A 19,583-nucleotide genomic window follows, 5' to 3' on the forward strand; every position below is an offset into this window, starting at 1 on the left:
CGTGCTCGCGTCCATCTGTCAGTTCGCTAGATTTGAGGAATGCGCGGCGTGTAAGGTCTGGCTCGTCTGGGCGCAGCTTGCGCACTCCGATCGCGACGACATCTTCACGCATATAGAAGCCGAAAATCCGAGAGCGGCCGTTCATGCCAACCAGCAAATCGCCAATGCGGCTCGCCGTCTCATTGATTTTTCCGGAAAGCGGGCGACTCGGTCGGATCGCCGGCACGCGAGCTTGTAATCTCGCGCACACCCTATATCGCCGCCTCTGTCGTGACCGCCGACGCGGTTCGCATCCTTCGCGTCCTGCATGGCGCTCAGATGTGGCCGGACGAGATAGCCACGGAGTAGCTCCTTCCGTTCCAAAATATGGAAATCCTGGACCGCTTTCAACGCGCGCCGCTCTCCACGGCAAGGATGAATATGCACGTTCGGGCTGGAATTTGACGTTACAAACTACCGGTGCATAACCGCGTCGGGACCTTACGCGCCAGCCAATCCTCGAGCCGCCTCGCCAGCTTCACCGGCCGACGCATAAAGATCAAGACGCGGTCGGCCGAGCGAGCCAATCCGTCCCCAGGCGCGAACAAGCGCCGCATCGCCATACAGCGACGGCTCTACGGCTAGCACGTAGAATCGCGCGACGTTGCGTGCGCAATCGCGCCGCTGGAGGACTATGTGGATTTTCGGTTCGACCATGACCAATTGTCACCGATCTTTGGGGCCGACGTCCAATTCATTGGCTGAATCGTTCGTACCCTTGCGGTTCACAGCGTTGATGGTTGACCCGGCCAAGAGAACGATCGATCAGAGGGATTTTGGTCGCCTACCCGCCGCCGTTCCGTCAGGCGCCGGTGAACAGAGCATTTGCCATTTCCACACTCTCTGTGAGGCCGAGGCCACGCTAGTCATTGATCGCGCCGACCGCCGGAAAGGACTGCGAGCCGCTTAGCCTTGTTGAGCAGACCGGTGCCTGATCAGCCCTTATGCGGTCGGCGCTCATCCGGCCCACTATCTGTGTCTCCTTCCCTGCCCCGCTTCCTTTTTGGCGGGCCGTCATGAATCGCGTCAGTGCAAAAAGATCCTCAACGTGTCGTGGCCGCGCAATTTGCGCGAACAGAGTCGAGTGCGATCAGCCGCTCGAACAGTCGCCGCGATGCCCCAGCGCGACATCTTTTTGCCCCGCCGGGAGACTGATAAAGGATCATCGTCGAGCAAGCGCTGGACCATCTCGGCGGCGCCGTTGGCGCGCTTCGGCGATGCTCAAGAGTCGTTCGCGTGTGTCGCCATCAAGGCCGCCCAATATCCAGGCCTGCTCGGTGGCGCGCGCATAAGCCAAAAGCGGCGCGCTCGAAGGCAGGCTCTCCGGTGGAATGCGCCGACGAAGCGGGTCGTCTAATCGCTCGGCCGTCAAGGGGGTGAGTGCAAGGCAGTCGTCCTTTCTGTTCATGCTCGTTCGTTCGTATGCCGGGTACAGGGTCGTCTACGCGGTCGATGCAAAGATCGCCGCAGGATGAGTTTCGCAGGTGAGATCTTCCTATGTTCGTTGCGCAATCTGCTTAACGAAGCAGTTGCTTCCCGCTTCGCGGAATGATCTCAGCCACGTCCCGGCAGGGACGGCTCGGTGCGTCCTGTAAGAACGCTATTGGTTGAATGGCCTGAAGAAAATCGTCGTGGTCGAGCGTCTGCAGGATCAGGCGGCGGGCGTTCCTCCGTGCGGATCGAACAGCTCGCCCGTCCGGAGCATCGCATGCATGATCACTGCCAGCTTGCGCGCCAGGGCCACGGCGGCTCGTTTGAAGCCGAGCCGTTCTTTGAGCTCCAACGCCCAGGTTCGCAGGGTGCTGGTATCCGTCGACCGGTTCAGGATGACCGCGGCCGCTTCGTATAGCAGTCCGCGCAACTGATTGTCGCCACGGCGCGAGATATGGCCGTCATTATCGACTTCGCCGGACTGGTAGCGTCTCGGGGTCAGGCCTACCCATGCGCCCACGGCGCGCGAGTTTCTGAAGTTCGCCGGATCCTCCACGGCCGCGGCAAAGGCGGTGGCTGTGACGGTGCCGACACCGGGCACCGACATGAGCAGACGGCAGTGCTGGTCTTCACGAGCCATCGCGGCCAGTTGCTTGCTCAGCTCTGCTATCTGATATCGGATATTGCTCCATGCCCGAAGCATTGGCACGACGATGCGCGCCAGCTTTGCTTCGCCCTGCAGAAGATCGTGAACGTTGCGCTCGAACACGCTGCCGGCACCCTTGGGCACAACAAGGCCGAACGTCTTCATCAATCCGCGGATTTGGTTGGATATCTGCAAACGCATCTTGAGAAGCTGGCGCCGCGCGGTGATCAGCGTGCGGATCAGCATGCTATCGAAACCTTTGACCCGAACCTCTCGGTAGAAGCCGACCTCGGCCAGATGTGCCAGGCCATCGGCATCGTTCGCATCGGTCTTGTTCGCGGCCATGTCGAGCGCGGCCTTGGCATGCCGCGCGTCGATGCAGATCACCGGCAGCCCCTCTGCCATCAGCGCATGGTAGAACCACACCGACAGCGGCCCCGTCTCGAATACCACCCGCCGCACATCGGGTGCGCGCTTGCGGATCAGCGCCGCGAGCAGTTGCGGGTCGGACGCGCACTTGCCCCGCCAAATCCTCTTGCCGTCCTGCCGGATCGATATTGCCGTCTCTTTCATGGATACGTCGAGACCGATATACTGCTCCATGGCTGTCCTCCGTTCGATGCCTGGGCCCGGTGTCCATCGTGAGCCCGTTCTTCATCCTATCGGGGGACAGCCAGCCGGCTAGAGCTCCGAACATCGCCGCCACAGCTTTGGTGGCCACCGCTCCCGCGATTACGTCATGTTTGTTCCGACTCCCTCAGGATTCACGTACAAGGCTATGTGGTTGTCCGCGGACAACCACCGCTTGGTCAGAGGTGTTTGTTGTCCTGCATTCGCACTGAGTTGTCCGCGGACAACCAAGCTCGAAACAGCGTCAGGGTTAAGCGTTTGTAAATTCGTAACGAATCGGGTCTTATTGAACTGCGCAGTTTGCTGCATCTTAGAGATAATTGCGCAGTTCGAGGGCCCAGGATGTTACAGACTTCCATTCAAAGTGGTGAACAGGAGCACCTGCCGTCTATGTTGTCGGCGGATTCGCTCGAACTATCACGGCAGTTGCAGTTGCACCAGCAGAAGATCTTTCCACCGAATTCTCAGAAGGCGATTCGTAATTTCAGCCCGGCGGAGGCCTCGTACTACATCGGCATCGGAGAAGGATATCTCAGGCAGGTCGCTTCAGAAGGCTACGGCCCAGAACCGCTGGCTAACGGTCGGCGGATGTATACGCCGGACGACATGGGGCGAATCCGGCAGACTCTCGACGAAAAGAATGGGTCCCCCAAATATGTCCCGAACCGCCGTCCTGGAGAGAAACTTCAGGTGATTGCGGTCATGAATTTCAAAGGGGGTTCCGCAAAGACAACCACGTCTGCGCACCTCGCCCAGTATCTGGCACTTCGCGGTTACAAGGTGCTGGCAATTGATCTCGATCCCCAAGCCTCGCTATCCGCTCTGTTCGGCCACCAGCCCGAAATCGATGTTGGCGCCGGCGAGACGCTCTTTGGCGCCATTCGGTATGACGAACCGCGACCTCTCTCGGAGATCGTCCGGGCGACATACACGCCAAATTTGCACATTGTGCCGGGTAATCTCGAATTGATGGAATTTGAACACGAGACCCCGAAAGCGATTATGACGGGATCGGCGGAATCGATGTTCTTTGCCCGTATCGGCGAAGTCTTGACCGATATTGAGAGCCTGTACGATGTGGTCATTATCGACTGCCCTCCGCAACTGGGCTTCTTGACGATGTCGGCGCTTTGTGCCGCGACGTCCGTCCTTATTACCGTTCACCCACAAATGCTCGATGTGATGTCGATGAGCCAATTTTTGGCGATGACCAGCGAGTTAATGGCTGTCGTGGAAAGGGCAGGGGGACGCACCAGCTACGACTGGATGCGCTATCTGGTGACGCGTTTCGAGCCGAATGACGGCCCGCAGAGCCAGATGACTGGATTCATGCGCGCCATCTTTGGGAATCGGATGCTTCACAACCCCATGCTCAAATCGACGGCGATCTCCGACGCAGGCGTGACAAAGCAGACTCTCTATGAAGTCGAGCGGTCGCAATTCACGAGGGGGACCTACGACCGCGCAATGGAGTCCTTGAATCAGGTCAATTCGGAAATCGAAGGCCTACTGAAGGCCACTTGGGGGAGGAAATAATGGCCCGCAAGAATCTCATTGAGGTTTCGGCTGATACCCCAGCCAGTAAAACTTCATCGCCCATGACGGCTGCGAGACCGATCGCAGGCTTCGTCCCTCCTGCTGTGCGCAACACACCCATTGGGGGGATCACCAAGACCCTCGGCAACATCACGCAGAAGTTCGAACGCGCCCAGGATATCGAGAAGCAACTAGCCGAAGGGCAAACAGTCATTGAGATCGATCCAGCCCTCGTTGACTCCTCCTTCGTCAGAGATCGCATTGGCATCGATGCCGTCAAGCTTGCCCAGCTTAGCGAGCAGATCCAGGGCCACGGACAACAGGTGCCGATCCTTGTGCGCCCTCATCCAGATGCCCGAGGACGATACCAGGTCGCCTACGGCCATCGGAGACTCGCGGCCGTCAAGCTACTGGGCATCAAGGTCCGTGCAGTCGTCCGGGAACTTTCCGACGACCAGCTCGTCGTCAGCCAGGGGCAGGAGAACAACGCCCGGACCAACCTTTCATATATCGAGAGAGCACTCTTTGCGGTTCGCTTGGAAGACCGCTCGTTCTCGCGAGAAACCATCATGGCGGCCCTCGGGATCGATAAGGCCGCACTGTCGAAAATGGTCTCGGTTGTTCGGCAGGTGCCAATCGAGTTGATCGAGGCCATAGGTGCTGCGCCTGAAATCGGCCGTAGGCGGTGGATGGAACTCGCCGACTTGCTGCCGAAGGCACACGTCAAAAATCTGCTGGCATTGCTATCCGAGCCAGAAACCAAGGCGCTCTCAAGCGATCAACGCTTTCAAGCAGTGGTCGATGCCCTGACTGCAAAACCTGAGAAGACGCCCAAAAGCGTCGGTGCTCTTAAATTCTGGGTCCCTGATGACAAATCGGTACGCGTCTCGCTGAAAGCCAACGGAAAAACCGCCACGATCGCTGTTGGCGCGGTCAACGGGCCGCTGTTTGCAGCATACATTACCGAACGGCTGGATGATCTCTACGCCGATTGGAAGTTGAAGCAGGAGAACTGAAACCGCAAAAGAAAAAGGCCCCCGAACGTCGCCGTCGCGGAAGCCCTTCTCGTAGATCGCACCTCGAGAATCTCATTTCCGCGAATCACTGTCAAGAGCTTTAAGCGTCGATTCGGCGAGCGGATTTCTTTTGCCTGATTAGAAGGCGAAGGAAGAAATGGAGACGGGTATTGCAACGACGCCCTTTGGGCGGCGGCCGATGACGCTTGCCTTGTTGGCGGCGCAGAATGAATCACACGAAATCCCCGAGGGGAAGGCCGTAGACAAATGGCAGCTCTACAGATGGCTTTGCGAAGGCAAGAGCCTCGTCGGCATCGGTGACCGCTCCTTGGCCGTCCTGGCAGGCTTGCTGTCGTTCTATCCCGATAACGAGCTGAGCGAGGAAAACGGCCTGATCGTGTTTCCGTCGAACAAGCAGCTGTCGCTCCGGGCGCACGGCATGGCCGATACGACACTCAGGCGGCATCTGTCGGCCTTGCTCGATTGTGGCCTCATCCTTCGTCGGGACAGCCCGAATGGCAAGAGATACGCCCGCAAAGGTGGGGGAGGGGACTTGGAGGACGCGTTCGGGTTCTCGCTGGCGCCGCTGTTGGTACGCGCTGACGAGTTTCAGGAGGCCGCAGAACGCGTTCAAGCCGACAACCGCGCCCTGAAGCTCATGAGGGAGAGGATCACGCTGTACAGGCGCGACATCTCCAAGCTGATCGAGGCGGCGGTCGAGGAAGATGTTCCAGGCGACTGGGGCGGCCTGTGGAGGCGTTTCCGCGCGATCGTGGACACAATCCCGCGCCGGGCCACCGTAGATGACCTGGAGCCGTTTGTGGCCGGTCTGGCCGCGATTTGCGAGGAAGTGGACAAACTGCTGGAAACTCACATGAATGTAGAGAATCCGGATGGCAATGAATCCCATATTGGACGGCAGCAATCTGATTCAAATACCGACTCTATTTCTGAATTTGAACCTGCTTTGGAAAAAAGCGGGGCGCCGGCCGAGCCAAGGACGAGGGAGGCCGAGAAACCGAAAGGGTATCCGCTCGGACTGGTGCTGAAAGCCTGCCCCGACGTCACAGAATATGCTCTGGACGGGATTGCCAGCTGGCGCGACCTGATGGCCACCGCCGCGCAGGTCCGCGGCTATCTGGGGGTGAGCCCGTCGGCCTATGCAGACGCGCTGGAGGCGCTCGGGCAGGAAAACACGGCGATTGTGATCGCTTGCATTCTGCAACGGGCGACCCAGATCAGCAGCGCCGGCGGCTATCTGCGAGTGCTGACCGATAAGGCCAGGGCAGGGGAGTTTTCCGTCGGGCCGATGCTGATGGCGCTGCTCAAGACACAAGGTCGATCGACCGCGGCGAGCACGGGTTGATGATTGCGGCGGAAAGACATTGCAAGTGGGCGCTATTGTCCTATATAGTGCCTTATCGATAGGGCAGAGGATAAGACAATGGAAACGGTGACGAAGAAGGCAGGCCGTGCCGGATCGCAGGGCGATGAGGCCTTGATCCTGGCGTTCATGGACCGGTCGGGTGCGATCGCGATCGAGCGGGTCGCCGACAGTTTCGGCATGTCGAAGACGCAGCTTGCAGAGACAGTCGGGCTTGCCCGGGAATCGCTTTACAAGGCGGCACGCAACCGCACCCCAAAAACCCAGATGCGGATCAAGGAAATGCTGGAAATCATCAGCCGGGTGACGGAATGGGCGGGCGGCAAGGAGCAGGCGATGGCCTGGTACCGGGCACAGCCGATCCCGGCCTTCGGCGGCAGGACCGCGGAGGCGCTGGTTAAGGAAGGCAAGGCGGGCGCTGTCCGCGACTATCTCGATCACCTCGCCGTCGGTGGTTTTGCTTGAGGTTTATCGGTACCTGCTATCGCGCCCATGATCCGCGCTGGTCCTTTAAGCCGATCTCCGGCGAGGGGGCGGCCATTCGCGGCGCACGTTTCAATCCGAAAGGCGTACCGGCGCTTTATCTAGCGCTCGGCATCATGACGGCGGTGAAAGAGGCAAATCAGGGCCTGGCGCATCGGATCGATCCATGCGTTCTCTGCTCCTACCACGTCGATTGCGAAGATATCGTCGATCTGAGGACGCCAGAAGGCCAGGCGGGGGCCGGGATACGGTTTGAAGACATGGCCTGCGCCTGGATGGATTTTCTGTCTGAGGGCAAACGGCCGCCGTCGTGGGCCACTTACGACCGGCTCGCGGGACAGGGGGCGGCGGGCATCCTAGTGCCGAGCTTTGCACCAGGCGCCGACGCAGCGGACGAGAACCTCGTACTTTGGAGCTGGGGCGAGGGACTGCCGCATCAAGTCAAGGTGATCGATCCGAGTGGCCGGCTGCCGCGCAACCAACTGTCCTGGCGCTGAACCAGAGCTTTACGATGACCCGTGCCGGACTCGGTGTAATGGTTCGGCGCAGCGATTCCAGGTCGTCAAATCCATCATGAGAAAAACCCACTGATGGCTCTCGTTACACGAATCGGCTACAGCAAAATCAGTGGCTTGCGATCTGGTCGAGGTGCCCTTTGACACGCTCCTCGGCCCATTCACCACTTTAATGCCGGGACAAGTAGCTTCGTTCAGTTCGGGCTGAGAGGAACTGGAACCGGCATGGCAGAAGCAATCCGCAAGTTCGGCGTGGCGGAGCAACCGCTTTATCGCGAGGCGCCCAACAATATCGAGGCCGAGCAGGCGCTGCTCGGCGCGATCCTGGTCAACAACGACGCTTTCTATCGCGTCTCGGACTTCCTAAAGTCCGGCCATTTCTACGAGCCGCTGCACCGCAAGATCTTCGAGGTCTCGGCCGAGCTCATCCGCATGGGCAAGATGGCCAATCCGGTCACCATAAAGACCTTCCTGCCGGCCGCCGAGAAGGTCGGCGATATGACCGTCGCGCATTATCTCGCCCGCCTCGCCGCCGAGGCCGTTAACGTCATCAACGCCGCCGATTACGGCCGGGCCATCTACGACCTCGCCACCCGCCGCGCACTGATCACGGTCGGCGAGGACATGGTCAACATCGCCTATGACGCGCCCGTCGACATGTCGCCCTCCGACCAGATCGAGGATGCCGAACGCCGGCTGTTCGAGCTTGCCGAGACCGGCCGCTACGACGGCGGCTTCGAAAGTTTTACAGACGCTGTAAAAACGGCCGTCGACATGGCCAACGCCGCCTATATGCGCGACGGCCATCTGTCCGGCATCGCCACCGGCCTGCGCGACCTCGACCGCCGCATGGGCGGGCTGCAGCCTTCCGATCTTATCGTGCTCGCCGGACGTCCCGGCATGGGCAAGACCTCGCTCGCCACCAACATCGCCTTCAACATCGCCCATTCCTACGAGCCGGCGCAGCAGGCCGACGGTTCGTTCAAAGCGGCCAATGGCGGCGTCATCGGCTTCTTCTCGCTCGAAATGTCGTCTGAACAGTTGGCCACCCGCATCATTTCCGAGCAGACGGAAATCCCGTCGTCAAAGATCCGCCGCGGCGAGATCACCGAGACCGATTTCGAAAAGCTCGTCGCCTGCTCGCAGACGATGCAGAAAATCCCGCTGTTCATCGACCAGACCGGCGGCATCTCGATCGCCCAGCTTGCCGCGCGCGCACGTCGGCTGAAGCGCCAGCGCGGCCTCGACGTCATCGTCATCGACTATATCCAGCTCATGCAGGGCTCTTCCTCAAAATCCTCCCAGAACCGCGTCCAGGAAATCACCGAGATCACCACCGGCCTCAAGGCGCTCGGCAAGGAACTCGGCGTTCCGATCATCGCACTCTCGCAGCTCTCGCGTCAGGTCGAAAGCCGCGACGACAAGCGGCCGCAGCTCTCCGATCTGCGCAGATCCGGCTCCATCGAGCAGGACGCCGACGTCGTGCTCTTCGTCTTCCGCGAGGAATATTATCTCAAGAACAAGGAACCCAAGCCAGGCACGCTCGAATACACGCAGTGGGAGACCGAAATGAACGAGGTGCGCGGCAAGGCCGAAGTCATTATCGCCAAGCAGCGCCACGGCCCGACCGGCACAGTGTCCCTGGCCTTCACCGGCGAATTCACCCGCTTCTCCGACCTAGCGGAAGAGCATCATCTGCCGGAACGGTATGAGTAGCGGAGCTCATTAGACCGCTTCGAGCCGGCTGAACCGAACCGGAATGAGTTTCCGAGCCTTGAGTTGTCCTGCCGTATCCTTGTCGATGACAGTCAGCAACTGCGCGTCTTCAGATCCCACAAGCAGAACCAAGCGTCCCCGGCTTGAGCTGCTCATGCCGGGGGCGTGCGGTCGGCGATGATTTCGACGCTCCAAACTTGCCCGGCGAGTTCCGCGAGGATTGCGTTTGGTAGCCCAGGCCGGTGCCGAAGGATCACGGTGGGCGATTGCCCAGGAAAGAGTTATTGACCTTTGCCGACCATTTCTCGAAGCTTGAATCGCTGCTATCCAACGGAGATCAAATCCATGAAAGCTCTTGCCTCGCCGCTTGTCGTGGCGGTCGCCGCCGCCCTCGTCGTGGCATTATCGGCCCCTCCGGCGACTGCGCAGAGCAGGAACGCAGAAAACCAGCTTGATGCGATTGTTAAGAACGGCAAGCTGCGCGTTTGTACGACCGGCGACTACAAGCCCTTCACCTTTCATGACAAAACCGCGAACAGTTACCAGGGCATCGATATCGACCTGGCAAAATCTCTGGCGAGTTCACTAGGGGTCGAGGCGGAATTCGTGGCGACGACATGGAAGTCGTTGCTGCCCGATTTTACCGCCGGCAACTGTGACATCGCGATGGGCGGCATATCGGTGACCCTGGAACGTCAGAAGCAGGTGTTCTTCAGCGATCCCTATCTCGTCAACGGCAAGGCGCCGATTGCGCGCTGTGAGGACGAGGCGAAGTTCCAAACCATTGCCGACATCGACAAGCCGGATGTGACGGTGATTGTTAACCCCGGCGGGACCAATGAGAAATTCGTGCGCGAGAAACTCAGCGACGCTAAAATCGAGATCTACCCGGACAATGTCACGATTTTCCAGCAAATTCTCGATGGCAAAGCCGACATTATGATCGCCGAATCGGTAGAAACCGAGCTGCAGGAGAAACTCCACCCTGGTCTTTGCGCGATCAATCCCGAGAAGCCGCTCCAATATGGTGAAATGGGCTACATACTTCCTGAGGGTGACGTCATCTTCAAGGCGTATGTCGACCAGTGGGTTCATCTCGCCAAGGCGACGGGTGAGTTTGACCGCATCTACGACGCTCACGTCAAGTAGCGCCCATCGTGGTGGAAAGTTTCTGGCGACTGGCGTCGCGATCGAAAGGCGCGGTCGGGCTGTTACGGCCGGTCAGACGATCAGCCGCGCCGCCCGCCCAAGCGTTCGCTCGGCGTCGTTGTAGTAGTTTGACGCCTGCTGCACCGAGCGGTGCTGCGACTGCTGCATGGCTTCGGGCAGCGGAATGCCGCGGCGCGCGGTTTCGGTGAGATAGCCGGAACGCAGGCCGTGCGCCGAAAACGCCGCAGGATCCAACCCGGCCGCGGCGATGCGCCGCTTGAGGATCAGGTTGACGGCCTGTGGCGTCAGGGCGCGCCGTTCCAGATTGCCCCAGCGGTCGATGCCGCGGAACACGGCGCCGTCGCTGATCGCGGCGCGCGCGAGCCAGTCTTTTAGGACCAGCACCGGCCGGCCGACCAAGAGCACGAAGGCGTCGCTGTCGGCCTGCGTCGTCTTGGTCCGGCCGAGCCGGATTTTTAGGCAGGGCAGCTTTGGGCCGTCCGGGTCCTTCGGATCGACCGGTACTGGATCGTCGTCGACCAGCTGCTCGACCCGCAGAGCAGAAATTTCGCTGCGGCGGCGGCCGCCGGAGGCAAAGGCGGTGATCAGCAGGGCGCGATCGCGCGCGTCGACGAGCTTTTCTCCGGCGCAGGCCTTGAGCAGGGCGGCCAGAATATCGGCGGTCACCGCCTTTCTGCTCTTGCGGCCGCGCGGACGGGCGCTGGCGCGCACCGCCAGTTTGAGCGCGCTCTGCAGCCCCGGCGCGTTGAATTTGCCCCTCAGACCGCGCCATTTGGTCAGGGTCGACCAGCTCGACAGCCGCCGCCGCACGGTGGCCGGCGCGTGTGGACCGTCGCTGCGCAAAAGCCCTTGCGCCTTCAGCGCGGCCATGACCTCTTCGGGCATGCCGTGCGCCGGATCGGTTGCGCGCCGAAAAGAATCCCAGAGGTGATGGGCGACGAATTTGATCAAAAACGCCTCCGGCGCCGGCCAGGGGAGCGGAGAACCGGTGGCGGCCAGCGACCAGGCCTCGAGATAGCCGAGGTCGGAGGCAAGAGCTCTGAGCGAGTTTTCGCCGATGCCCTCTTTGGCCAGATGGCGCAGCGTCGCGACGTCGTCGTCGGTCAACAGTCCGGCGAGGAAATCGCGGCGGTCGAAGGGCAGCACGGACTCCAGCGCGTCGAGGGCTTCGGCGCGCCGGACCACCAAAGCCTGGGGCTCTGGCCTGGATGAGGAAGCAGCGCGTGATTTGGCCATGGTTTTGCTCTCGGCGGCGGGATTCTGCGGCGTTGCGGCCGTGTTTGGCGCCGACTCTAGGGCCTTTGCGGCCTGATAACAATCACTATCGATAAGAGCTAATTATCATTAGTGATGTTCCTCCCGGAAGAAATCCCCGGTGGCGGAAGCCAGAGGCCGGATAGCTTCGGTTGCGCGAATCGGCTACAAAGGAATCAATGGCTTACCGACTCGCCGATTTGCCCCTGAACACCCTGATCGGGCCGCTCGCCCGCGCCGGAGACCTGTTGGCGCGCCTCGACGAGCGGGTGGCCAAAAGCCCGGTGCGCGACGGCTTTGTCGCACGCTGCCACTTCGCCGATGCGGCCGCCGCGCTGTGGCTCGACGGCGAGCTCGTCCACAGCGAAGACCTCGTCCTGCACGACGCCCATATGGACATCCGCGCCCCGACCCACGAGCTCACCCGGGCGCACGCCGTGCTGCGCGCCCGCCGGCGGATTTTTGGCCAAAAACCCGACTGGGCGCTGTCGCGCCCCGGCCTGTTGGCGCTGCGCGGCCGCGAAGGGCAGGACGGCAACGCGGCGAGCGCAGGGCGGGCCGGCTCCGGATCCGATGCGGCGGCCGCCGGGGACGCCGACGACAACTTTGCTGGAGGCGCGGGCCAGGAGGACGTTCTTGCCGACGAGCTGGCCGAGATCGACGCGCTGCTGGCCCGTTCCAGCCGGCTGCTCGCCGGCGAAGATTTGGCCCCGCGCGCCGCAAGCGGCCCGGATGTCGACGCAGAAGGGCAGGGGGCAAAAGCCCCGGAGATGGCTTCCTTCGACGGCCTCGGGCCGCTGATCCGCGACCTCGACTGGGACGAGGACCAGCGGCTGGCCGACTGGCTCGCCATCGTCGACCAGGTGAAAGACATGCCGGCGGCATTGGCCGCGGCGATCGCCTGGGAGGCGTGGCAGGACATTGAACCGCTGCAGCACCAGCATTGGCTCGGCACGCTGCTGGTTGCCGGCCTGCTCAGGCAGCGCCGCAAGGTCGGCTCGCATCTGTTTTGCCTCAACGTCGGCCTGCGCGTCGTGCCGCGGGACCGGCGGCGCGCGCAGGGAAAAACCACCCGGCTGCTGGCCGTGCTTGATGCCTTTGCAGAGGCGGCATCGGTGGGACTGAAGGAACTTGACCGGCTGGCGCTGGCCAAAAGCCAGCTGGAACGCCGGCTGAGGCACCGGCGCAAGAGCTCGAGCCTGCCGGCGCTGATCGAACTGGTTCTGGCGCGGCCAGTGGTGTCGGCGGGCTTGATCGCTAAGGAGCTGAAAATCAGCCAGCGCGCCGCGCTCGGCCTCGTCGCCGCGCTCGGCATCCGCGAGGTGACCGGCCGCGGGCGCTACAGGGCGTGGGGAGTTGTGTGACGAAAGTCGTCACTCGCGGAATGCCGTGATGGATTGCCATCCGTCAGAGCGTCTGAAGACGCTTCACCATATGTAGGGCGAGATGATTTGGCCCCTTCCAGATTTTATTCCAGACACTGAGGATGCGGAGCTTGGCGCAAAATTCCTGCACGAGGTGATGGAACAAGGGAAGGCGCCCAAGAACGGCTCGAGATATTTCATCCTGGAAATATGCTCGAGGCGTTATCACGGACATCGTTGTGAGGCTCACGCGCTCGGTGTATTCGCTGCGATCTTCTCAGAGATGATGGCCGCCGCCTTCGCCGCGCCGGCGTCGCTCGGGTGTATCTCGTCGTAATTCCAATCCGTCGTCGCCGTCAGGGCCGGGCGCAGATTGACATAGACGATCTTGTAGTCGGTGTGTACTGCGTACTGCACAGCCGCGAACGACTTGAGTCTAACGTTGAACCGGTCCACCATCGCCGCCACGATCTTGCGTGGCGAGGCTACTCGTCACATCGAAGCCGAGCACCTCGAGTTTCGATCCGATGTATTCTCCGCCCGGACGGGCGCGCGCATGCCCGTAGCCGTGCACATAGAGCGTCGCCTTCGGATTGAGAACCGATCGGACGTGGCCGCCCAGCGTCTGGTAGTGGCCGATGACTTGCCCACGACGACAGGTCTTGCGCGAGGACCCGATCTGACATGAGATTGGAAGCAACGGGGAGCGGGTTGCGAAATATGGTCGATCTGGTCGACACCTTGTACCTGGCCACGCCATTCGCATTCGTCGCGGTTTGCGGGGCGGGTCTCCTCATTACCCTGCTTCAGGAACCAGAGCGGGTCATCGACAAACTTCGATCGTGGTGGCCGCTGCTTCGCATTCCCCTACTCCCAGCCCTGAAACGCAAAAAGCCCGCTCGGAGAGACACAGGCTTTTCGATCTCAAAGTTTTGATGTTTATTTGAGCTTGCGGCCGACCGGCAGGGAATCCGCTTCGGTCGGCGCGGGAAGCAAGAAGGACAACTGACCGCACCGGCCCAATTGCCGAATGACGCGCACGAAATCGACAGTCTTTGGAAGGCGACGATCGATCGTGCCGAGCGCTCTGATTGGAACCGCTGGAGCGTCGAGTACATGCAGCAGCACTACAAGATTTGGACGGCCAGCGGGGCTCCCGTCTCCAATTACAACCTGCTCAACGTCGCGTCAGATGTTTCAATCTGATACATTTGGTTATTGCAGCCCGTTATCTCACTCCACCCCCAGAGACGATATGGGCCGGGCCGCCTAGCGCCCCCTGCTAGGCGGCCTGTCTTCCCGCTACCAAAAAGAAAAGGCCCGGCCAAACGAGGCGCTGTCGGCGGGCCTTTAAGGTGCCTCATATTAGGCGGCCCAAACATAAAAATGCCTCTTAACACGCGTCCATTCCAAAATTCCGTCCGAAACCAGACACCCGCAACCGGCGGCCGCCCCACATCTTGCGGTTGTATGTGCAGCGCTCTAACTAAGGACCATGTATTATTTAATTGCCGGAATACTCATAGCAGGCTTTGTGGCGATCTGGATCGTTAACGCGTGGCCCTAGATATCGTCCGAAAGACCGATTTAGGCGCTCCCGAACCCCAATCCAAGAGCCCATTCGAGCGGGACATATCACCAAACGACAGCCGCCGCCCCATGCGGCCCAGCAAGCCAGGGTGTAGCGCTTGATCGGTGTGTAGCGGATCTTCCCATGCACTTCATGTCATCGATCATGGCGTGAGCGACGAATTCGGCGACGCCGAGCGCCGAGCTTCCGGTGATGAGGCCGACGGCTCCGCCGTGGATTGCCTCCTGAGCGAAAAAGCCCATGATACCACGGCACGCCCGGCAGTGGATTTGCCCGGCTCTTCGCCTTCGACAGAAGGTCACCCTGAAGCGGATAATCCGCGACGGCGTGAGCGACGATCAAGAGCGCGAGCAATTCCATCGTGTTTCCTCCAGAGGCGGCGGCCAGCGGCCGTTGTGACCTTCGCCGGTAGCCGAACCCGCCAGCACGGCGAAGTGCTGCCACGGCCGCGCTTGTCAGCGGCAGAACGGTCTGAAATCTTCCGCAGCCGGCGCGTTTCCGCTGGTCGATTCGATGATGAGAGTTCGGCCGCGAGGAATGCGGCCGGGAGACAAGGGCCGATCGCAATTGCTTGCGCGATGGCCGATCGCCGCCAAGTGGGCCGACAACCGTGGCGTGACCTAGGTCGTCCTTCAGGCCGGACTGGAAGGCGCACCGCAAGGCTGCCCCTTTCAAGCGCAACGACGCGCTTCTCGAGACGATGCCGAAAGGCGTTATCGCCTTCCCCGGCACTGGCATTACCGAAAACCTCGTCGACAAGGCTCGCAAGCTCGGCATCCCATCAAGCGGATCAGAGCGTCACCAAATCAGTGACGCTGCTCGCCGGAACTGCGACGCTGACGTGGCCATGCCGCAGGCCCGCCTCTATCTCGTGTGTGTGTGTGTGGGCCAACGCGAAAGATCGAACCTTTGCTGCCGTTCATTCGACGCAGCCCTACGGCAAACTGTGACCCTATCCGGACCTTCCTGACCTGATTTTCTTCTCGAAACCGGACCTTCGCTGCAGCCAGCATTGTTAACCCGAAACCGTCATCTAAGGGACAGGTCGCGGCCTGAAAGTGGATGTTTATTTTAGACCGAAACCCTGCCCCACCTGCGGGGTCCCTCAAATCCTATCTGTCGTTAACCTGAAACTTCCTGGCCAACACGTTTTTGGCATCTTATCCAAGGCGTTGGATGACACTGGTACTTGCCTTGTCAGTGTAAGCCAAACTCGCGCAGGAGTTCTTCGCGATGTCGAACAAATCGGCTCTCGCTGCGATCGCGGGGGCGAGGGAGACCGACCTCAATCGTGCGTGCCGCGCAGCCCTTCTCCTTGGGGAGCACGAGCACCCGGTCGGCCAGATAGATCGCCTCTTCCAGATCGTGCGTGACCATGACCATGGTCACATCCTCCTCGCTCCAGATGCGGGCCAGTTCCTCTTGCATGGTCATCTTGGTCATGGCGTCGAGGGCGCCCAGAGGCTCATCAAGAAGCAGTATTTCGGGTTGTACGGCAAGGGCACGGGCGATGCCTAGGCGAGGCCTCTAAATGCGAATGCGTCGGCAACATGGAATTCGATCTGCTCGAAGGCAGACTTTGCGCCCGCGGTGCGGGACAGGACTTGGTCGCGGGCTTCCTTGTAGCGCCGGATGGCCTAGCTGAGGTCCGCAATGGCGCGGTCGAATTTTTCACCTGAAAATAGGCCAGGCCCCGGTTGCCATACCCGCCCGGGTCGAAAATCGCGGCCGTGCGTTCGCCGTCCTCGCTCCCGTTGGTTCCGGCCCTTGCTGAAAACGAGTCTTTCTGACCCCAGAACCACACGCGACCCGTCGACGCCTGTCACGCCGACTGACGAATCTTCAGGGAAATTGGTGCTCTCAAGCAGCCCGCCCTTGCTCGGCCGCTCGACGGCTCCGTCGATGCGCCAAACCATGTATTCGTGGACGAAAAGACTAGCGATGCGGGAAGCGCCCGAACCGCCGGTCCGGAACTGGGAGGGATGCCGCTTGGTTCGCTCAGCAGACGCAAAGCACGAGAAACCTTGCAGGATATATCGTAAGATAGCAGCTCCGGGGGTTGTGCCTTACGTCAACTCCGCTCGATGCATTATGTCGCAAAATCTCGCATTTCCACGCAACGTATCGAAGCCTGGATCGGCTTTAAGCCATGCCAGCAGCCGGAACCGGAACGCCGGCAAGGCCGAGAGCGAACGCTCCAGCCATTCGAGCGCTCGGTCGTGACGGCCGAGAACGGCGTGCGTGCGGCTGACATGTAGTGAACCAGATGATCGTCCGGCACGATGATGACGGCGCGTTCGGCCCATTCCTCTCCGCGTTCGGCCTCGCCCAGCATCGCCAGAACGTTGCTGCCGAAGGCCCAGGCGCCGGCATTGTCCGGGTGGTCCTTGACCTGCTGCTCCACGCATCGAAGGCAGCGCGCCGCCGCGGAACGGAACGCATCCGCGTGGCCGAGAATCCTGTTCTCCTCCGCCAAAAGACCGATCGAGCGGAAATCGTCGGGGCGCAGTTCGGCCGCCTTTTCAAAAAGCGAGACTGCTTCTTCAGATGCCCACGCAGCCTACAGCATCGCGCCTGGAAAAAATGCGCTTCAAAAAGCTTGGGGTCGGCAGGGTGATCGAGTATGTCGACCACCTGCACGAGCATTTCCTGGAGCCGTGCCTGATCGAGAATGCCGCCTACATGCCGCCGAAGCTGCCGGGGTTCTCGATCGAGATGAAGCCGGAATCGATCGCCGAATACCGGTATCGGTGAATCGAGCTTGCGCAAATTGGCTGCTCTCCTTCTCCGCAACAGTCTTTGCAGACTGACCAGCCGGGGAAGCAGCCGGTAGCGGGAGTTCGCTCGCCCTCAGCCGAACTCGCGCCCATAGCACCCGCGGCACTGCCTTGCGGGACCTTCGATTGATCAATGCCCTGCAAGGCGGTATCGAGATCGCGCAAGCCGTCGACTGCTTCCGATTTATTGGCCGCCTTCGCGGCGACCTTCGCCACCCGGCTGATCGCCTCCGCAATCTCCGCCTGGGCTTCTGTCGATACAGCATGGTTGCGCTCGGCGGCGCGCGTAATCGCTGCCAGGACGGGCTTGTTCCGGGGCAGAAGGCCCCGACTATCCGCTGCTCGCGTCGAATGAGCTGCCCTCGATAGGTTGCTGGCTAAGTGCCCTGGGCGGCGTCCTCGATCAGTTCGGCTACAAAGTTACGGAACCGCTCGTCAGACCTATCCCCTATGTTTCCTACTTCTTTCGCCACGATCCCGCGCGCAGAGACTGACACCTCGCCACTTACCTGAACGCTGACCGTGAACGTTCTTCTGACCTTCTTCTCTGATCCTCGCTTCCTGTAGATTTGGAACCGAATAGACGGGGTTGACGCTTTGACCCGACGGCGTGGCGCGGTGTCTATGTCGACGGTCACCTCGCCCGCCACGTCAGCCTTGGCCGCGTCCAATGACGCAACCACGACGTCGTTCAGCCAGGCCCTGGCTTGCGCGTCGAAGTCCGCCATAGGGGCAACTCGCTCCGTCTTCGCATTGCGGGCGTGTTCCACCTGCCGACGGCGAGCTTCCTTTCCGCGCTCAAGGGCTTCTTTGAACCTAGACATACTGCCTCCGCTTTTGTCGCCGCACGAGGCCGGCGGTGAGATCGGCCATGGCTCCTCCCAATCTGTAGAACGCGCGCAATCGGCCTACGTTGCGTAAGCGGAGCACGTACGTTTGCCGCTGTCCTTCGACCCGCCGCGAGATCATCTCGGAGACCTACCGCGCCATCGAGGCCTTCGGAGAAGCGCTGGGAATGTCAGAAATGGCGCTTGTTGCTCCTTTCGATGCTGGGACGAACCGCAGCGTTCGACCCTTCCTAGGATCTTCCCGCGCCGATTTTAGGACTGACCTCACTTTGTCTTTGAGCTCCGCGCTTCACCGCTGAATTTCACAACTCCAACCCTATTGCGGCCTGTCGGAAAACAGGGGTTTGCCGCACAGCAGTTCGCTACCTGAGGGCATCGCGTTGAGAGTACTCAGCAACGATAAAGCCGAACGAACACCGAACGGGCCACTCTTTTTGACGTTTTTGAAGCGCCGGCTGGTCCGATCCGGAGATCCGGAGACCATCAGGGGTTATGGTGCCCCGCTAATCACCCGCTTTTATTAAGTTTTCCGCTTGGCGTCGTTTACCGGACTTTCAACGCGATGCCCTCCAGTGGACTTGTTTTCCTGCCAAACCTCACCATCTAAGAACATAATGGGAACAGGATAAGTGTTCCCGACGAAGACAGACCGGAAAATTGGAAAGGACGACGCGATGAAGACGTCGAAACCGGCCTGGATCGTTCCGGTGGATTGAGGTCGCCGCATATGCCTCCTTTTGCCGGTCGTGATGGCAAAGGAGGTGCCTCATGGCACGTAAATCGCTGTCTGGATGGGCCAAAGCGCTGATCCTCGCCGCCGTAATTGCGGCGGGCGTGAATGCCGCGAGCGCCCAGTACCAACTCTGCGCCTCCCATCGCGACATTGTCGCCTGGCTGGGCGATGAATTCCAGGAAAGACAGTTTGCTTTTGGGCTGATCGGCCAGACGGAGATCATGGAAGTCTATGTCGGCGCGACTGGAAGCTGGACGGTCATTGTCACTGACGTCGCCGGCAGAAGCTGTATCGTTGCAGCCGGCGAAAACTGGGAGATTACGGTGAAGCCAGTCGATATCGACGCCTGAAAGTGAGAATGCCGAAGGCCGGGATTCTCAAATTAACTGCTAAGGTATTAACCCTCAGGCCGCGCGATTTGGGCATTCGTTCGGCGCTGTGGCCGAGCCA

The 19,583-nt window shown here is 60.7% G+C and carries 15 protein-coding genes and 5 pseudogenes; 12 read left to right on the forward strand and 8 right to left on the reverse strand.

Annotated elements, in window-relative coordinates; translation table 11 throughout:
- Positions 1-13: 13 nt before the first annotated feature.
- A pseudogene (locus ACG873_RS00065) lies at positions 14-348 on the forward strand (type II toxin-antitoxin system RelE/ParE family toxin).
- A 132-nt stretch (positions 349-480) separates the two neighbouring features.
- Here the strand turns inward: ACG873_RS00065 and ACG873_RS00070 are convergent.
- A complete protein-coding gene (locus ACG873_RS00070; RefSeq protein WP_394885885.1) occupies positions 481-696 on the reverse strand; it encodes a WGR domain-containing protein in 216 nt (71 codons plus the stop codon).
- Between the two features lie 994 nt (positions 697-1,690).
- A complete protein-coding gene (locus ACG873_RS00075; RefSeq protein ID WP_394885887.1) occupies positions 1,691-2,719 on the reverse strand; it encodes an IS110 family transposase in 1,029 nt (342 codons plus the stop codon).
- Positions 2,720-3,088: 369 nt separating this feature from the next.
- Between ACG873_RS00075 and repA the strand changes: the two genes are divergently transcribed.
- From repA to ACG873_RS00105, 6 genes are all read left to right on the forward strand, one after another.
- Entirely contained in the window at positions 3,089-4,282 is a 1,194-nt protein-coding gene (gene repA / locus ACG873_RS00080) for a plasmid partitioning protein RepA (protein WP_394885889.1), read from the forward strand.
- A complete protein-coding gene (repB, locus tag ACG873_RS00085) occupies positions 4,282-5,298 on the forward strand; it encodes a plasmid partitioning protein RepB (RefSeq protein ID WP_394885891.1) in 1,017 nt (338 codons plus the stop codon). The genes repA and repB overlap by 1 nt, the downstream gene beginning before the upstream one ends.
- Positions 5,299-5,455: 157 nt before the next feature.
- Positions 5,456-6,664 (forward strand): plasmid replication protein RepC, encoded by a 1,209-nt coding sequence (gene repC, locus ACG873_RS00090; protein WP_394885893.1) that lies wholly within the window; start codon positions 5,456-5,458, stop codon positions 6,662-6,664.
- Positions 6,665-6,742: 78 nt separating this feature from the next.
- Entirely contained in the window at positions 6,743-7,147 is a 405-nt protein-coding gene (locus ACG873_RS00095) for an antitoxin Xre/MbcA/ParS toxin-binding domain-containing protein (RefSeq protein WP_394885895.1), read from the forward strand.
- Entirely contained in the window at positions 7,144-7,662 is a 519-nt protein-coding gene (locus ACG873_RS00100; protein ID WP_394885897.1) for an RES family NAD+ phosphorylase, read from the forward strand. Before ACG873_RS00095 ends, ACG873_RS00100 begins: the two co-directional genes overlap by 4 nt.
- 243 nt (positions 7,663-7,905) lie before the next feature.
- Positions 7,906-9,396 (forward strand): replicative DNA helicase, encoded by a 1,491-nt coding sequence (locus ACG873_RS00105; protein ID WP_394885899.1) that lies wholly within the window; start codon positions 7,906-7,908, stop codon positions 9,394-9,396.
- Between the two features lie 9 nt (positions 9,397-9,405).
- Here the strand turns inward: ACG873_RS00105 and ACG873_RS00110 are convergent.
- Positions 9,406-9,643 (reverse strand): annotated as a pseudogene (locus ACG873_RS00110) (protein-L-isoaspartate O-methyltransferase); the annotation flags it as partial.
- 98 nt (positions 9,644-9,741) lie between these two features.
- Between ACG873_RS00110 and ACG873_RS00115 the strand changes: the two are divergent.
- Positions 9,742-10,545, forward strand: a complete 804-nt coding sequence (locus tag ACG873_RS00115) for a transporter substrate-binding domain-containing protein (protein WP_394885900.1) — start codon at positions 9,742-9,744, stop codon at positions 10,543-10,545.
- 72 nt (positions 10,546-10,617) lie between these two features.
- On the opposite strand, the gene ACG873_RS00120 is transcribed toward ACG873_RS00115, so the two are convergent.
- Complete coding sequence (locus ACG873_RS00120; RefSeq protein WP_394885901.1) at positions 10,618-11,802, reverse strand: tyrosine-type recombinase/integrase; 1,185 nt, start codon at positions 11,800-11,802, stop codon at positions 10,618-10,620.
- 197 nt (positions 11,803-11,999) lie between these two features.
- Between ACG873_RS00120 and ACG873_RS00125 the strand changes: the two genes are divergently transcribed.
- Complete coding sequence (locus ACG873_RS00125) at positions 12,000-13,184, forward strand: RHE_PE00001 family protein (RefSeq protein ID WP_394885903.1); 1,185 nt, start codon at positions 12,000-12,002, stop codon at positions 13,182-13,184.
- Positions 13,185-13,430: 246 nt separating this feature from the next.
- On the opposite strand, the gene ACG873_RS00130 is transcribed toward ACG873_RS00125, so the two are convergent.
- Positions 13,431-13,652 carry a hypothetical protein gene (locus ACG873_RS00130; protein ID WP_394885905.1) on the reverse strand — a complete coding sequence of 74 codons (222 nt, stop codon included), beginning with the start codon at positions 13,650-13,652 and terminating at the stop codon, positions 13,431-13,433.
- Between the two features lie 1,708 nt (positions 13,653-15,360).
- On the opposite strand from ACG873_RS00130, the pseudogene ACG873_RS00135 reads away from it, so the two are divergent.
- Positions 15,361-15,556: pseudogene (locus ACG873_RS00135) on the forward strand (hypothetical protein); the annotation flags it as partial.
- A gap of 416 nt (positions 15,557-15,972) precedes the next feature.
- On the opposite strand, the pseudogene ACG873_RS00140 reads toward ACG873_RS00135, so the two are convergent.
- Together ACG873_RS00140 and ACG873_RS00145 are read right to left on the reverse strand one after the other, a co-directional pair.
- Positions 15,973-16,296, reverse strand: a pseudogene (locus tag ACG873_RS00140) (ABC transporter ATP-binding protein); the annotation flags it as partial.
- A 568-nt stretch (positions 16,297-16,864) separates the two neighbouring features.
- Positions 16,865-17,251, reverse strand: coding sequence for a tetratricopeptide repeat protein (locus ACG873_RS00145; RefSeq protein ID WP_394885907.1), 387 nt, complete (start codon positions 17,249-17,251; stop codon positions 16,865-16,867).
- A 131-nt stretch (positions 17,252-17,382) separates the two neighbouring features.
- Between ACG873_RS00145 and ACG873_RS00150 the strand changes: the two are divergent.
- Positions 17,383-17,529, forward strand: a pseudogene (locus ACG873_RS00150) (fuconate dehydratase); the annotation flags it as partial.
- A 400-nt stretch (positions 17,530-17,929) separates the two neighbouring features.
- Here the strand turns inward: ACG873_RS00150 and ACG873_RS00155 are convergent.
- Positions 17,930-18,376: a hypothetical protein gene (locus ACG873_RS00155; RefSeq protein WP_394885908.1), complete on the reverse strand. Its 447-nt coding sequence runs from the start codon at positions 18,374-18,376 to the stop codon at positions 17,930-17,932.
- Positions 18,377-19,168: 792 nt separating this feature from the next.
- Between ACG873_RS00155 and ACG873_RS00160 the strand changes: the two genes are divergently transcribed.
- On the forward strand, positions 19,169-19,483 hold the full coding sequence (locus ACG873_RS00160; RefSeq protein ID WP_394885909.1) for a hypothetical protein: 315 nt from the start codon (positions 19,169-19,171) through the stop codon (positions 19,481-19,483).
- Positions 19,484-19,583 lie beyond the last annotated feature (100 nt).

The organism is Allomesorhizobium aridi (assembly GCF_043769475.1).
In the GTDB taxonomy this organism is placed as follows: domain Bacteria; phylum Pseudomonadota; class Alphaproteobacteria; order Rhizobiales; family Rhizobiaceae; genus Allomesorhizobium.

Coding starts and splice junctions, on each gene's coding strand:
- ACG873_RS00070 (WP_394885885.1), bottom strand. CDS start 696: ATGGTCGAACCGAAAATCCACATAGTCCTCCAGCGGCGCGATTGCGCA.
- ACG873_RS00075 (WP_394885887.1), bottom strand. CDS start 2,719: ATGGAGCAGTATATCGGTCTCGACGTATCCATGAAAGAGACGGCAATA.
- repA (WP_394885889.1), top strand. CDS start 3,089: ATGTTACAGACTTCCATTCAAAGTGGTGAACAGGAGCACCTGCCGTCT.
- repB (WP_394885891.1), top strand. CDS start 4,282: ATGGCCCGCAAGAATCTCATTGAGGTTTCGGCTGATACCCCAGCCAGT.
- repC (WP_394885893.1), top strand. CDS start 5,456: ATGGAGACGGGTATTGCAACGACGCCCTTTGGGCGGCGGCCGATGACG.
- ACG873_RS00095 (WP_394885895.1), top strand. CDS start 6,743: ATGGAAACGGTGACGAAGAAGGCAGGCCGTGCCGGATCGCAGGGCGAT.
- ACG873_RS00105 (WP_394885899.1), top strand. CDS start 7,906: ATGGCAGAAGCAATCCGCAAGTTCGGCGTGGCGGAGCAACCGCTTTAT.
- ACG873_RS00115 (WP_394885900.1), top strand. CDS start 9,742: ATGAAAGCTCTTGCCTCGCCGCTTGTCGTGGCGGTCGCCGCCGCCCTC.
- ACG873_RS00120 (WP_394885901.1), bottom strand. CDS start 11,802: ATGGCCAAATCACGCGCTGCTTCCTCATCCAGGCCAGAGCCCCAGGCT.
- ACG873_RS00125 (WP_394885903.1), top strand. CDS start 12,000: ATGGCTTACCGACTCGCCGATTTGCCCCTGAACACCCTGATCGGGCCG.
- ACG873_RS00155 (WP_394885908.1), bottom strand. CDS start 18,376: ATGTCTAGGTTCAAAGAAGCCCTTGAGCGCGGAAAGGAAGCTCGCCGT.
- ACG873_RS00160 (WP_394885909.1), top strand. CDS start 19,169: ATGGCACGTAAATCGCTGTCTGGATGGGCCAAAGCGCTGATCCTCGCC.